This window comes from Flavicella sediminum (assembly GCF_006381105.1).
Lineage (GTDB): Bacteria > Bacteroidota > Bacteroidia > Flavobacteriales > Flavobacteriaceae > Flavicella > Flavicella sediminum.
In genome coordinates this window covers 229,791-244,158 of sequence record NZ_VDET01000007.1, presented here as the reverse complement: position 1 = coordinate 244,158, position 14,368 = coordinate 229,791, and the positions used below count along the sequence as shown (strand labels likewise).

Below are 14,368 nucleotides of genomic sequence, written 5' to 3'. Positions count from 1 at the left end.
GTTGCGGTTTTTTTATTTTAAACCTATTTTAAATGAGTAAAACTAAAATTTGTAAATACGACAAGTTACCTTCCCAAAGATATCTCGATATTTTAGAAAAAAACAACATGGTGATTTCTTTAGATACAGAAGAATGGGATGTTTATTTTCCTTTAACCGACAAGGCTGATTCAAAGGAGTTAGAAGGTTTGGGCAAAGTAGAAAATAAATACATTGGTGTGGTAACGGGGACAGATTGTATGATCAATAGGCGTACTGTTTGGATGAATTTGGTAAACTCATACGGAAGAGAGCAAGCTTCGCGTATTATGCCCGAGACCTATATATTAGATGATAAGAAAGATATAAGACGATTGAAAACGGATACTCGAAATCATTTTATTTTAAAAGATAACAGGCATAGAAGACTGGGATTGGTTTTGGTAGATTCTGTACAAAAAGTATTGAACGAAAAAGAGAAATCGGATATAGCACAACCTTTAATTACAAATCTTAGGAGGCACAAAGGAACTTCATTTAACTTTAGAGTTTATGCATTATTGACTTTGCATAAGAATAAATTAACAGCCTATTTGTATTACGAAGGAGTTTGTATTTATGGAAAACCACCTGGTAAAGACATTCAAATGTATGACCGGATGATCACACATGCAAGAAACGCTATTCCTGAAGAATTTCCTGAGTTGATGAGTGAATTGTTAGATGAACTAGAGGTTGAATACAAAACTTTCTTTAGGGATTTGTGTGAAAAAATAAATAAATTATTAGATTCTGCTGTTCATGAATTTGGGAAGTTGGAAAATTTGGAGCAAGCCAAATGTTTTCAAGTATTTGGAATTGATATTTTAGTGGATACAAACAATCAAGCTATTATTTGTGAAGTAAATAAAGGACCTTCCATGAAATCTAAAAACGAAAACCATGGAGGTATAAAAAATGATATGTTAGAAGAAATGTTGTCTGTGATGGGATTGAGAACAGCAGAAAACAAAGGTTTTATAGAAATTTCAAGTTGGAAAATTATTACATAAAAAAAGCCATCCTTAGGGATGGCTTTTTATATATACTAAGAAGTTGTGTTATTTCAACAACGCAATAATTTGAGAAGCTAATTCTCCACCAATTCTATCTTGTGCTTCACTAGTTGCAGCACCAATATGAGGCGTTAATGAAACTTTAGAGTTCATTAAAACTTGTACAGCTGGTTTTGGTTCTGTTTCAAAAACATCCAATGCAGCTCCACCTAATTTACCACTATCTAAAGCAGCAATCAAAGCAACTTCATCAATAACACCACCACGAGCAGCATTTGCGATAAAAGCACCGTCTTTCATAGATTCAATTTCTTTAGCACCAATAACATACTCATCTTGAGCAGGTACGTGTAAGGTTAAAAAGTCAGCTTGTTTTAAAACTTCTTCTTTAGAAATAGTATCAATTTTAAAGTCAACTTTTTGTCCATCAATAAAATCAAGTGTAATGGTTGCAGATTCCATAAATGGGTCAAAAGCAACAACTTTCATTCCTAATCTTAAAGCTACAGCAGCGGTTGCTTGTCCGATACGACCAAAACCTAAAACACCTAATGTTCTACCTTTTAATTCAACACCAGCACCGTATGCTTTTTTCAAACCTTTAAAGTTTGCTTCACCTTCTAAAGGCATATTTCTGTTTGAATCTTGTAAGAAACGAGCCAAGCCAGATAAATGTGCAAAAACTAATTCTGCAACTGAATGAGAAGAAGCAGCAGGTGTATTGATAACGTGCACACCTTTATCTCTAGCGTATTGTACATCAATATTATCCATTCCAACACCACCACGACCAATAATTTTGATAGAAGGACAAGCATCGATTAATTCTTCACGTACTGTAGTTGCACTACGTACTAAAATTACGTCAATGTTTTCTTCGTTGATATAGTTTTCTAATTGCTCTTGAGCAACAGTTGTCAAAATTACTTCAAAACCAGCAGCTTCTAAAGCAGTTACCCCGCTTTGTGCCAATCCATCGTTTGCTAATACTTTCATTGTTTTGATTTTTATGTATAAAAAAATAAAAGCGACACTGAATTAAGGTGTCGCTTAAAAATTGTTTAAATTATTTGTTTAGATCTTGCATTGCTTTTACCAAAACTTGAACGCTTTCAATTGGTAATGCATTGTAAATACTAGCTCTATAACCTCCAACAGACCTGTGACCGTTGATAGCGCTAATTCCTGCTTCTGTACACAAAGCATCAAATTTTCCTTTTAAAGATTCGTCAGCAAGTGTAAAAGTCACATTCATGCTAGAACGATCTTCTTTAGCTGCAAATCCGTTAAATGAAGGATTGTTATCAATTTCGTTGTACAACAAGTCTGCTTTTGCTTTGTTTTCTTTTTCGATAACCGCAACGCCACCTTTTTCTTTCAACCATTCTAAAGTCAACATAGAAACATAGATAGGGAATACAGGAGGTGTATTGTACATACTTCCAGCTTTTGCATGTACTGCATAGTCTAACATAGAAGGAATAGTTCTTCCTGTTTTTCCTAAAATTTCATCCTTTACAATTACTAAAGTCGTTCCTGCAGGTCCCATATTTTTTTGAGCTCCAGCATACACGATATCAAATTGTGTGTAGTCTATTTTTCTTGAAAAGATATCAGAACTCATATCTACTACTTTTAACATATCACCAGGGAATTCGTTTAATTGAGTTCCAAAAATGGTGTTGTTTGATGTAAAGTGAATATAATCTGCGTCTGAAGGTATTTCGTATCCTTTAGGAATATAATTATATCCTTTGTCTTTAGAAGAGGCAACAACAACTGTTTCTCCGAAGTTAACGGCTTCTTTTATTGCTTTAGAACTCCAAGCACCAGTATCAACATAGGCAGCTTTTCCATCAACTTTCATTAAGTTGTAAGGAGTCATTAAAAATTGTGTACTTGCTCCACCTTGTAAAAACAATACTGAATAACCTTCTGGTAATTCCAATAATTCTTTTACCAAAGCCTGCGCTTTGTCCATTACTGCAATGAAATCTTTACTACGGTGAGAAATCTCAATTAGAGACAAATCTAATCCGTTAAAATTAACAATTGCTTCACTTGCTTTTTTCAAAACTTCTTGAGGAAGTATTGAAGGTCCTGCACTAAAATTATGTTTTTTCATCTGAGTATGATTTCTTTCTTGAGTTATTTAAAACGAAATGCAAATTTTAGTTTTTTTTTTCAATTTACAATGACTTTTTTCTTAAATTATTAACTACAATGTTAACAAAAATGCAATGGTATCAACTCCGTCTGCATAATCCCATAATTGCGGTTTTTGAGTAGCTCCTAAAGGAATGCTTTCTAGTTCTGAAGAGTTGCTTGTTATGCATTGAATTTTGTTCTGATCTTTGGCTAATTTTTCTTTTAATTCGTCAATAGAATCGTAGTATTCATAAAACAAACTAGAAATAGGAGAGGCGTAGCTAGGATCTTCTTTTAACATTAAAAAACCATTTTCTCTAAGATCAAACAAGCTCATTAAATAAACGGCCTTGTTGTAATCGTAATTATTTGCATAACGCTCATAAGAAATAATGTCTTTGTGTTTAAAAACGGCTTTAAAAATATTGTCCAAGTCGTACCCTTTTGGTAGTAACATTTTAGAAATACTTCTACAACCTAAACCAAAATACCTAAAAATATCATCACTCATGGCTTCTAGCTCACTTTCGGTTTCATTTCCTGTAAGCACAGCCACGGTGTTTCTGTTTTGTCTTATAATATGTGGGTGTTTTCCAAAATAATAATCAAAATAGCGAGCAGTATTGTCGCTACCTGTTGCAATAACGGCATCAAAGTCTACTAGTTTTTCTTCAGTGAATTGGATTCTTCCTTTAAATTCAGGTTGAATATACTCTAAATACTTTGCCGTTAACGGAAGAAAATACTTGTCGTTTGAAGATAGTTTTGCTAAAACACTATTTCCAGATAGTAATACACTTAAAAAATCATGGAAACCTACTAAAGGAATATTCCCTGCCATGATAACGGCAATGGTTTTAGGCTCACTGTTTTTAAATGAATATGCACTTGTCCATTGGTCCAAATTTTCTTGAGTCAATGCTTTGCTCCAACTTTCAATTGAAAATAATACATTGTCTTGAGTAAACCAACCATTCGATTCTTTGGCTCTGCTAATTTGCATTTTAAATGCATCAAAAAATACATCGTTAAAAGGAATGTTTTCTTTTTGTTCAATTCCTTTACAAGTAAACTGACTTAAAAATTCTCCAAGGCTAACAAAGGCTTTTTTTCTTTCTTCTAGTGTCATCGATTTTGTTGAATAAATTTGATGCTGCAAAAGTAATTAATATATCATGAACAATATTTATTAAGAAGGAAATATAATGCTAGCTTGAAAATGACAAAAAAAAGACTGCCTATATATAGACAGTCTCAATTATTATTGCAATTAGATATAAGGGGTAAGGTTTCATCCAATTGCCGCCTTCTTTTTCATTTCGGGGGTATAAATAAGTAATTGTTAATAACTTATCTGCTACGAATATACAAATATATTTGAATAAAACAACATATGTTCATATATTTGTTTAAATTGAAATAAATATGCTATGAATACTATCCCGTCAAAAAAGAGTTTAAAAAAAATCACAAAAGTAGCTCAACTATTAAAAGTAGTTTCTCATCCTGTCCGTTTGCAAATTATTGAAGCCTTAGGGCAGCAAGAAGCACTGACTGTATCGGAGATAAAAAAGGCTATTGGAATTACTGTAGAACAATCTATGTTGTCGCATCATTTAATTAAAATGAAAGATAGTGGTGTGTTGACTTCTGAAAAAAAAGGAAAGTATAATTATTATAGACTTTCAGATAGGCAGATATTAAAGGTTTTGGAGTAAGAAACAAGTAAAAAAATAACCGCCTATTAGTTTTAAACTAATAGGCGGTTAAAAAAACTAAATAACCAAATTTAAAAGCTTGTGTTTAATTTGTGTTTTTTCCAGTATTGCATGATTAAAAAAGAGCAGATTACGGAAGAAGCCATTCCTTCAATTAAAATAGCAAACACTACATGACCAAGTGTAAGATTATTTCCCCATAACATTGATTTTTCCATTAGTACAATAACAGCATCGTCAATTGCCATGCTGTACACAATCAAAGAAATGGAAACGGCAATGACCGCAAATAGGGCTGTAGAGAAACCGATGGATAGGTTTGTTAAATAGGAGTTGTCTAAATTTCCGAAAATATTTTTCTTTATAGCTGCGTTTACTCCCCAAACAACAAATAGGAAATTAAACATTCTTAGTTGCACTAAGTGTTCTAAATTGAGTAGCTTCATTAAAAAGAAAAAGAACACAATTCCTAGATAAATCTTCAAAGCGTGATTCGTAATTATTTTACCTGTTTTCATACCTAACTATTTTATGTCTTTAAAAGACGTTCCTTTAAAGATAAATAAAATAATTGTAATTCTTTGTTGTTTTACTGATAAACAGTTGGTTATAGTTGTTCAATAAAACGACACATAATTTTTTTGTAATCTAAAAACTCTGTCAAAGGTAAAGTTTCTGGTTTGTCGTAAATATCATGATAGGCTTTTATACCGCCTAAAGTGTAGCTGTAAAAGGTTTTAACACCCAATTGGTCAAAATAACAATGATCGCTATTGCAAGCTTTTCCTCTTTTGTAAATTCCTGGAAGTAAATTTTCTTTGGTGTTGATTGCCAATAATTTTTCAAATTCTTTTTCATAAACCGATCCATTGACAATTTTTAAGCCTTCGCTACCGGTTCCTGCTAAGTCAAAATTCCAAAGAAATTTTATGTTTTTTAAAGGAAATAATGGGTTTTCGGTGAAATATTTAGAGCCTAATAGACCAATTTCTTCACCACCAAAAGCTAGAAATACCAAGGTGTATTTAGGTGGGTGTTGCGAAAAGTAATTGGCGATTTCAAGCAATAAGGCAATTCCGCTAGCATTGTCGTTGGCACCCGGGAAATAGGTGCTTTTTCCCATACGTCCTAGATGGTCGTAATGTGCAGTAATGGCAATAATAGAGTCTTTTTCAGTGCTACCTTCTATATATCCAATGCAATTATTTGAAGTGTATTTTTCTTTAAATTTACTTTTGCAGTCTAATTTGATGGTTTTTATCGTTTCTAAATTTACTTTTTTAGAAACTGTAAATGAGGCTTTGGGCGCTTGTATGGTGCTTCCGTGCCAAGTTAGTTTTTCTGTATTGAAAACAATAACTGCTTTTGCAGGGTGTTCTTTACTATAACGCAAAAAATTAATGAGCTCATTAATTTTGTTCTTTTGTTTTCTGTCAAAACTGGCCAAGTTGTAACAATCAATCAATAAAATTTTATTGGCTGAATTTCGAAGTTTGTTTAAAAATTGATCCGTGTGTAGCAGTTCGTTGCAATTGGTACTTAGTGTTTCAAAGGTTCCTTTTATACTCGGACTTGCAGGGTCTATCAAATACTCTTTACCAGGAATTAATTTTTCTTTGTTAAGTGCTAATAATAATTCTTTGGGCTGTGTGTTTATGCTGAATGAAAATTCTTGTAGATAGGATTTGTTGAATTTTTTTAAATCTAATTTTTTAAATTCTTTTTGAATGAATTTTGCGGCAATTTTATCGCCTTTGGAAACATAGCCTCTACCATGAAAGTCTGGAGAGCTTAAGGTGTGGATTATTTTTTTTGCATTGTTAAGTTGTGCAAAACAGAAAGTAGCATTACAAAATAAAAGGGCAATAAGGAAAAGAGAAGTTTTAAAACGCATATTGTTTTTACAAGTTTCTTTCAAAAATAAGGAATAACTATCTTTGGCACATGAGTGATAAAAAATTTAACATTTCCAGTCTGATTCAAAAACAGAAATTGAAAGAGACAATTGTAAGCAAACCAATTAATTTAGAAGCTTTGGTGAATTCAGGAAAAATTCGCGTAGAAAAAGGTGAGCTTAAAAATATTCCTGATTCAGCCAAAAAACGAAAATAATTATTGGTTGTACACAATTAGTGTTGTCAGTTTAGATTTGTCTTCCTTGTCGGAAAATGTATGCAGGTAGTTTTCTAAATAATGAATAGCACGATCTTGCGGGTAAAATAAAACTTTATTGACTTCGCCTGCCCATTCATTTGGGTATAAAATCGATTGTCCGTTATGCGGACGTAAATATTTTTTAATGTGTTCGGGCAGATTTTCTTCCAAATCTTTGTCGTTAATTATAACATAATAGTATTTTAATTTAGAAGTAAAAAAGCTAAACGATAAGAGATGGTCGTAGCCACCAAAAAAATTACTGATAGGTAAAAAGATGGTGAAAATAATGATGATGAATTTTCGATACTCCAATTGATCTGTAAATATTTCCCAGCCAGATTTTGTTTTTAATGACCAAAATAAAACCAAAACACTGGCAATGTTTTGTAAATTCCATGGCACCACATTGTAGCCGTACCCCAAGTAAAAAAGCATAATAGTAATAATGCTGTGCATGCCCACTATGGCAATAAGACTAAATTTCCGAGTGCGATTGAAAAGTAAAAATACACCCATCAATAATTCTAAATAAGGGACTAAATAGGTAAACATTTCCAAAAGTTCAAAAGGAACAAAAGAAAAATGTTTTAAAAGTGCACCCATCCATTGCTCGTAAAATATTTCATTTAATTTTTGAACACCACTCCAAAAATAGGTGGCAAAAAATAGCAAGGCTATAGCATGTAAAACAACTCTTGAATTTCCTTTTTTAGGAAATAAATTAACGGCAAGCAAGGTTAGTATACTTTGATAATAATAAGGTTGCAGTCGGTTTTGATCAATAAAACACAAATAAGTGTAGAAAAGAATAATAAATAATCCCAGAAATTGTCGAGGCCTAAATAATTGCAGCAACAATAATATGAAAAATGAAATAGCAATGATGCAATCGTAAGGAGCTGCGGGTATAGGAATATTTTCAAAAAGGGGAATGACAGGAAAATCTTTTGTGTTGAGCCAAAGTTTTGGTGTAATTAGGGCTGTGATTAAAAATCCAAGAATAGCAATGCTTTCTACCCATCTAATTTTTTGAATGGTATTTAATTTTCTTAGCCTCATTTTAATTTTGAAATAAATTTACAGATTCAAATATATCCAATCCTTCGCAAAAGCGTTGATTCGTATTTGTGTCGCCATAAACATCTATATTAAGTTTGTAATGACTGTTGTTTTGGTTCTTAAAAAACACTGTTAATTTTTGTGATGGAAAACCAAGTTTTTCGGAAGTTGAAAATACATAAAAACAATCACGTGTTTTAAATTTACTCAAACCGCTTTTAAAAATAGGATCGCTTGTAGTTTTGTTTTTTTGATTTTTTGAAAGGATGCTGTCGAAATTAATTTCTGTTTCAAAATAACCCAAATCAAAAATATAAGCTTCCGTGAGTTCTCTTGTTGTGTCTGCACAATAAAAACGAGATTCTTTGGTGTCTACAAAAAGTTCTCGTTTCCAATTTTCGGGGATGCTTAGCTCAAAAGTTTTTTTGGCATCTTTTAAAGTGATGTTTTTTTTATTTTCTGGTATCGATTTACAAGTGAAGTCGAGTGTGTTTTTTAGGCTTTTATCTTTACAGCTAATGACAAGGCATAAAAAGAAATATAGAAGTATGTTAAGTTGATGGCGCATGGCTAAAAAAGAATCATTATTTTTATATTTTTATAACCTAGTTGAATTGAGTTTCAAACTTAAGAAAAATCATTAACAAAAAAGATGAAAGCATTAGTAATATCCGGAGGTGGAAGTAAAGGAGCATTTGCAGGGGGTGTTGCTGAGTATTTGATCAAAACAAAGAAAAAAAAATACGACTTATATTTAGGGACTTCCACGGGTAGTTTGCTTATTCCACATTTAGCACTAGGGAAAATTGAAGAGTTAAAAGAAATTTACACCAATGTCAATCAGCGAAGTATTTTTGACAACAGTCCTTTCTTTATAAAAAAACTGCACGGAGAAAAAGTAGTTGCCATCAATCATTTAAATGTATTGTGGAATTTAATCAGAAAAAGAAAAACCTTTGGTGAAAGTGGGAACTTGAGAAAATTGATTCGAAAAAATTTATCAAATCACGATTTTCTGTTATTAAAAACATCAACCATGGATTTGGTGGTCACGGTTTCTAATTTAACAACCAGTCAAATAGAATACAAATCTATTCATGATTATTCTTATGATGAATTTTGTGATTGGATTTGGGCTTCATGTAATTATGCACCTTTTATGAGTGTCTTCGAAAAAAATTATTGCGAATATGTTGATGGAGGTTTTGGCTGTTTGGTGCCTGTTAGAGAAGCCATAAATAGAGGTGCCACGGAAGTCGATGTTATTATTTTAGATACAGAAGTTTCTCACTTTAACCGTTTGTCTTCAAAAAATCCATTTTCGTTAATTTCTAATATTTTCGATTTCGCCTTAGAGCAGGTTGAAAAACACAATTTAACGATAGGGAAATTGGCTGCGAAAAACAACAATGTAAAATTGAATATGTATTATACACCAACCGTGTTAACAACAAACTCGTTGATTTTTGATAAAGAGAAAATGACGCAATGGTGGAAAGATGGTTATTCGTATATGGAAGAAACGTATGGCGATCAAATGACGCATATAAAATACGATAAGTAGACCGCCTAGTCTTTTAACAATATATTATACACCTAAAGAGAATTGTCTTTTTATTTTTGTCCAAAATCTTACCAAATGAAATTTAAGAGTCTTTTACGATTGCTACTGTTGTCAACAGTAGTTTCTTTTGCGCAAATACCAAGCAAACAATTAAAATATAAAAACGCCCAAGTCTATAATAAAACCTTCAATTTACAACACACAAAACTTGATGTGGGTTTTAATTTTTCAGAAGAATTATTATACGGGAAAGCTTGGTTGGATGTTACTCCGCATTTTTATGCTACGGATAAATTAGAACTAGATGCCAAAGGAATGCTGATCAATGAAATTTCGATAGCAGGAAAAAAATTAGAATACCATTACGATGGAATGAAAATTTATATTGATTTAGATAAAACCTATAAAAAAACAGACACTCTTCATTTGTATATAGATTATACGGCAAGACCAAATAGAGTTAAGCAAGAGGGTAGCAATGCAATTACCAGTGCTAAAGGTTTATATTTTATCAATCCGAATGGAGATTCTGTAGATAAGCCTACGCAAATTTGGACGCAAGGTGAAACGGAAGCAAGTAGCTGCTGGTTTCCTACAATTGACAAACCGAATCAAAAAACAACACAGGAAATTTATATTACCGTTCCTGATAAATACAAAACGCTATCCAATGGAATGTTAATTTCAAGTGATGTTAAAAAGGAAGGTTTTAGAACGGATTATTGGAAAATGGATCAAAAACATGCGCCTTATTTATTTTTTATGGGGGTTGGTGAGTTTGCTGTTGTAAAAGATAAGTGGAAAGGAAAAGAAGTAAATTATTATGTAGAAAAGGAATACGAACATTTGGCAAAGAAAATCTTTGGAAATACGCCACGGATGCTAGATTATTTTTCGGAAATAACGGGTATCGATTATGTTTGGGATAAATACAGTCAAATTGTAGTTCGCGATTTTGTGAGCGGTGCTATGGAAAATACCACTGCCGTGGTGCATGGTGAAGGAGCTTATCAGTCGGAAGGCGATTTGTTAGATCAAAATACATGGGAAAATATTATTGCACATGAATTGTTTCATCATTGGTTTGGCGATTTGGTAACTACGGAGAATTGGGGGAATTTAACCTTGAATGAGTCGTTTGCAAATTATAGTGAATATTTATGGGTGGCGCATGCCTATGGAAAAGACAGAGCAGATGCACATATGCAAAAAGAAATTGAAGGTTATAAAAAAGGAGACAATCTTGGAAAACATTTGGTTCGTTTTGATTACGTGAACAAGGAAGATATGTTTGATGCTGTGAGCTATAATAAAGGAGGTGTTGTGTTGCATATGCTAAGAAATTATATTGGTGATGCTGCCTTTTTTCAGGGGATAAAAAAATACTTGACAGATTTTCAATTCAAGGCTGCGGAAGCGCATAATTTAAGAATGGCGTTTGAAGAAGTTTCAGGTAAAGATTTGAATTGGTTTTTTGATCAGTGGTATTATGGATCTGGGCATCCTGATGTGAGTATTTCTCACGATTATAATATTCTTGAAAAAACCGTCACCATCACATTGAAACAGTCGGAAGACGCTGTGTTTTATTTTCCAGTAAATATTGTGATTTATGAAAAAGGTAAAAAAACAAGTAGAGATTTGTTTGTGGATGCTAGTGAAAAATCCTTTGTGTATTCTTATGAAAAATATCCAGATTGGATTCATGTAAATGCAGATCATGTGGTGTTGGGAGAGTTTAGACAGCACAAAGCTTTAAAAGAATATAAATTTCAGTTGCAGAATGCGCCACATTATTTAGATCGTATGACTGCCTTAAAAGAATTGATCAAGCATCAAGAAGATAAAGATGTTTTTGAATTGGTGGTCAAAGCTTTTGATGATTCGTATTATGAAGTTCAAGTAGTGGCTTTGGAAGGAATTGACTTAAGTAACAAACATGCCAAGCGCGATGTGATTGGGAAAATAGAAAGATTGGTAAAAACAGCTAAAAACAATTTTGTCAAAGCTGCTGCAATTAAAGTATTGGGTAGACTTGTGTATTTTGATTATCAAGCTGGGTTTGAAAAAGCCTGTGAGAGCGAATCAAATTTAGTGAAGACAAGTGCTTTGGAGGCTTTGTATTATTTGGACAAGCCCTTGGCTATGAAAAAAGCAAAAAGCTTACCGAAGAGTGTTAAAAAAGCGATCGCATTTCCTTTGTCTAAAATGTATTTTAAAAATAGAGATGTAGAAGAGATGTCGTTTGTTGCTGGTTCTGTGATTCAAGGAATGCATTTAAATAATGATAAAGAAATCAATGAATTGTTTGCAAAAGCTTTTCAATGGATAGCTGCTAGTAATAATGTGCAAGCGTATCGAAATTTGGTTGCAGATATGGTTGTAAAAGGCAAGCAATACAAAAAATACAATTTTGATAAGAAAATGATTTCTATGTTGAGAGAAATGGTGTACAAACAAGAGAAGTCGAACAACTCTAATGCAAAAGAATTAGTGGCTGTGGTAAAATCTGGTTTGGTGCAGTTGGTGGAGTAGTTTCTTTTCATTTACTGAAAAAGCATCCTTTGGTTTTTAGAAAACTGAAGGATGCTTTTTTGTGTGGTCTATATTAATGATCTTCTTAACAGTGCTGTTTTCATGTGACTGTAATGCTTTTGAAGTGTAGGTCTAGTTGTTTTTATGCGGAAGAGGTATCGTGTTGGCAGAGGGCTGTATTTTACGTATACCGTAAAATATAATTTATGATGGTTTTTATGCGATTTATAAGGTTTCTGGTTTTTGTAAAAAAAAAACAGCATTTTCAGTTTATTCGAAAAATAAATTGAAAATGCTGTTTTGCTATTTTTTTCTCTCTTCGAAATTTCTAATCTCTGTTTTTGTATTCTTTAAAAGTTCCGTCTTTGTAGAATATAAGAACTTTGTCAATTTCTGAATTTGCAAACAGAGGTGGCTCGTTTTTATTTTTTGATTCAAAGCTCATTTCGACTTGATCTACTTTTTTAGGTTGAGGAATATTTTGTTTCGTTTCTTGCGTAGGGGTGAAGTTGTTTTTGGGAAACGATCCTTTTCCATCAAGCAACCAATACAAATCTACTTCGTTGTATTTGTGTGTAATTTTTAAGACAAAATCTAAGCTTGGTTTATTCCTTCCTGATAAGATATGAGAGATACTAGATCTCGGAACTTCTATAACATCGGCAAATGCAGAGGCAGAAATGCCATAATATTCGATTACTTTTTTTAGTCTTGTCGAGAAATTTAAGTTGTTTAACATTGTAACTTAGTTAGGTGTTTACAAATGTAATTCATTGTATTGAATTGTGCAAACACTAGTTTGATTTCTTTTAAAAATGTAAACATAAGCTTTAGGTAAGGTTATATAGTATTCTGATTAAATGTATTTTACATGTTTTTATCGAAGCTGTTCTTTGTTTTGTTTTTAATAAAGAAAAAACGCGGTGTATGAACAGTTCTTTTTGTTTCCAATTGTAAACAAAATTAAAAACTTAACTTGTTACAATTGTAAACAAGGTATTTTTTACATTTGTAACATGGAAATTATGAATATTGAAAGCCTTCAAAATTGGTACGATAACAATTTTGAAAAGGCTCTAAAAGGGAGGCGAATTTTATTTAAAGATATTGCTCCTTTAGTAAAAAAATTAAATCAAGATTTATTTAGAATACATGTAGAAGGTACTTCTGAAAAGGATACAGATATCTATAAAATACAAATTGGGTCAGGTCCAAAAAAAATATTGATTTGGTCTCAGATGCATGGAAATGAAAGTACCGGGACAAAAGCTGTGTTCGATTTGTTTCGGTTCTTTGAGAGTCCTGACAATTTAATTGCGGAACAAAAGGCGATTTTAGAACAGTGTACAATTGTATTTTTACCTGTATTGAACCCTGACGGCTCAGAGGTGTTTACACGTGTTAATGCAAATAAAGTCGATTTAAATAGAGATGCAGTTGCTTTAGAGGCTAAAGAAAGTAAATTGTTACGAGCGGTTTTGGATGAGTTTGATCCTGAGTTCTGTTTTAATTTACATGACCAACGTACTATATTTAATGTAGAGGGGACTAAGAATCCAGCTACTATTTCTTTTTTAGCGCCTTCGGAGGATGTGGAGCGAACGTTAACAAGCGGACGTAAGGAAACGATGAGTGTAATTGTTTCTATGAACGCATTGCTTTCTAAAGTGATTCCAGAGCATGTTGGAAGGTATACAGATGAGTTTTATCCGACTGCTACGGGAGATAATTTTCAAAAGCTAGGTCATAATACAATTTTGATTGAAGCTGGTCATTATTATGATGATTACGATCGAGATGTGGTTCGTAAGTTTAATTTCTTTGCATTGTTGCAGGGAATTCTTTTTGTGGCTAAAGAGTCTGATTATTCGGTGTATCAGCCTTATTTCGATATTCCTAACAATGACAAAAAGTGCTACGATATTATTTATAGAAATGTAAAAAATGAGCAAGGTCTTATCGAAGATGTGGCCGTGCAGTACGATTATTTGGTGAGAGATAATGTGTTAGTTCTTGAAAAAGAAGAGGTTACAAGAGGTGATTTGTCTGATTTTGTAGGGCACCAAGAGTATGATTTGAATAAAACCTGCTTAAAATCAATTTAAATTATGTTTTTCGTAAGGAATATTCGATTTTCTTAGAAATATTTTATT

The 14,368-nt window shown here is 32.5% G+C and carries 14 protein-coding genes; 6 read left to right on the top strand and 8 right to left on the bottom strand.

Translation table 11 applies throughout. The annotated features are described in order from the left end of the window. Positions 1-32: 32 nt before the first annotated feature. Entirely contained in the window at positions 33-1,031 is a 999-nt protein-coding gene (locus FGM02_RS08975) for a tubulin--tyrosine ligase family protein (RefSeq protein ID WP_139958029.1), read from the top strand. Positions 1,032-1,079: 48 nt separating this feature from the next. On the opposite strand, the gene FGM02_RS08970 is transcribed toward FGM02_RS08975, so the two are convergent. From FGM02_RS08970 to FGM02_RS08960, 3 genes are all read right to left on the bottom strand, one after another. Continuing rightward, entirely contained in the window at positions 1,080-2,030 is a 951-nt protein-coding gene (locus tag FGM02_RS08970; protein ID WP_139958028.1) for a D-2-hydroxyacid dehydrogenase, read from the bottom strand. A gap of 70 nt (positions 2,031-2,100) precedes the next feature. After that, complete coding sequence (gene serC, locus FGM02_RS08965) at positions 2,101-3,159, bottom strand: 3-phosphoserine/phosphohydroxythreonine transaminase (protein ID WP_139958027.1); 1,059 nt, start codon at positions 3,157-3,159, stop codon at positions 2,101-2,103. 93 nt (positions 3,160-3,252) lie between these two features. Then, on the bottom strand, positions 3,253-4,311 hold the full coding sequence (locus FGM02_RS08960; RefSeq protein WP_139958026.1) for an acyl-CoA reductase: 1,059 nt from the start codon (positions 4,309-4,311) through the stop codon (positions 3,253-3,255). 301 nt (positions 4,312-4,612) lie between these two features. On the opposite strand from FGM02_RS08960, the gene FGM02_RS08955 reads away from it, so the two are divergent. After that, positions 4,613-4,900, top strand: a complete 288-nt coding sequence (locus FGM02_RS08955) for an ArsR/SmtB family transcription factor (protein ID WP_139958025.1) — start codon at positions 4,613-4,615, stop codon at positions 4,898-4,900. A gap of 71 nt (positions 4,901-4,971) precedes the next feature. On the opposite strand, the gene FGM02_RS08950 is transcribed toward FGM02_RS08955, so the two are convergent. Both FGM02_RS08950 and FGM02_RS08945 read right to left on the bottom strand, forming a co-directional pair. Next, complete coding sequence (locus tag FGM02_RS08950) at positions 4,972-5,418, bottom strand: hypothetical protein (RefSeq protein ID WP_139958024.1); 447 nt, start codon at positions 5,416-5,418, stop codon at positions 4,972-4,974. Positions 5,419-5,507: 89 nt separating this feature from the next. Further along, entirely contained in the window at positions 5,508-6,794 is a 1,287-nt protein-coding gene (locus FGM02_RS08945) for a M28 family metallopeptidase (protein ID WP_139958023.1), read from the bottom strand. 50 nt (positions 6,795-6,844) lie between these two features. On the opposite strand from FGM02_RS08945, the gene FGM02_RS18040 reads away from it, so the two are divergent. After that, a complete protein-coding gene (locus FGM02_RS18040) occupies positions 6,845-7,012 on the top strand; it encodes a hypothetical protein (RefSeq protein WP_166461155.1) in 168 nt (55 codons plus the stop codon). Here FGM02_RS18040 and FGM02_RS08940 read toward each other — a convergent pair whose 3' ends face one another. Together FGM02_RS08940 and FGM02_RS08935 are read right to left on the bottom strand one after the other, a co-directional pair. Further along, on the bottom strand, positions 7,013-8,116 hold the full coding sequence (locus FGM02_RS08940; protein ID WP_139958022.1) for a MauE/DoxX family redox-associated membrane protein: 1,104 nt from the start codon (positions 8,114-8,116) through the stop codon (positions 7,013-7,015). 1 nt (position 8,117) lies between these two features. After that, positions 8,118-8,684, bottom strand: a complete 567-nt coding sequence (locus FGM02_RS08935; RefSeq protein WP_139958021.1) for a hypothetical protein — start codon at positions 8,682-8,684, stop codon at positions 8,118-8,120. Positions 8,685-8,768: 84 nt separating this feature from the next. On the opposite strand from FGM02_RS08935, the gene FGM02_RS08930 reads away from it, so the two are divergent. Both FGM02_RS08930 and FGM02_RS08925 read left to right on the top strand, forming a co-directional pair. Then, entirely contained in the window at positions 8,769-9,680 is a 912-nt protein-coding gene (locus FGM02_RS08930; RefSeq protein WP_139958020.1) for a patatin-like phospholipase family protein, read from the top strand. Between the two features lie 75 nt (positions 9,681-9,755). Further along, the gene (locus FGM02_RS08925) at positions 9,756-12,215 is read left to right on the top strand and encodes a M1 family aminopeptidase (protein ID WP_139958019.1); all 2,460 of its coding nucleotides are present in this window, start codon (positions 9,756-9,758) and stop codon (positions 12,213-12,215) included. A 328-nt stretch (positions 12,216-12,543) separates the two neighbouring features. Here FGM02_RS08925 and FGM02_RS08920 read toward each other — a convergent pair whose 3' ends face one another. Further along, positions 12,544-12,954 carry a helix-turn-helix domain-containing protein gene (locus FGM02_RS08920; protein WP_139958018.1) on the bottom strand — a complete coding sequence of 137 codons (411 nt, stop codon included), beginning with the start codon at positions 12,952-12,954 and terminating at the stop codon, positions 12,544-12,546. Positions 12,955-13,240: 286 nt separating this feature from the next. Here FGM02_RS08920 and FGM02_RS08915 point away from each other — a divergent pair, with 286 nt between their 5' ends. Next, positions 13,241-14,320 (top strand): M14 family zinc carboxypeptidase, encoded by a 1,080-nt coding sequence (locus tag FGM02_RS08915; RefSeq protein ID WP_243739383.1) that lies wholly within the window; start codon positions 13,241-13,243, stop codon positions 14,318-14,320. Positions 14,321-14,368: the final 48 nt, after the last annotated feature.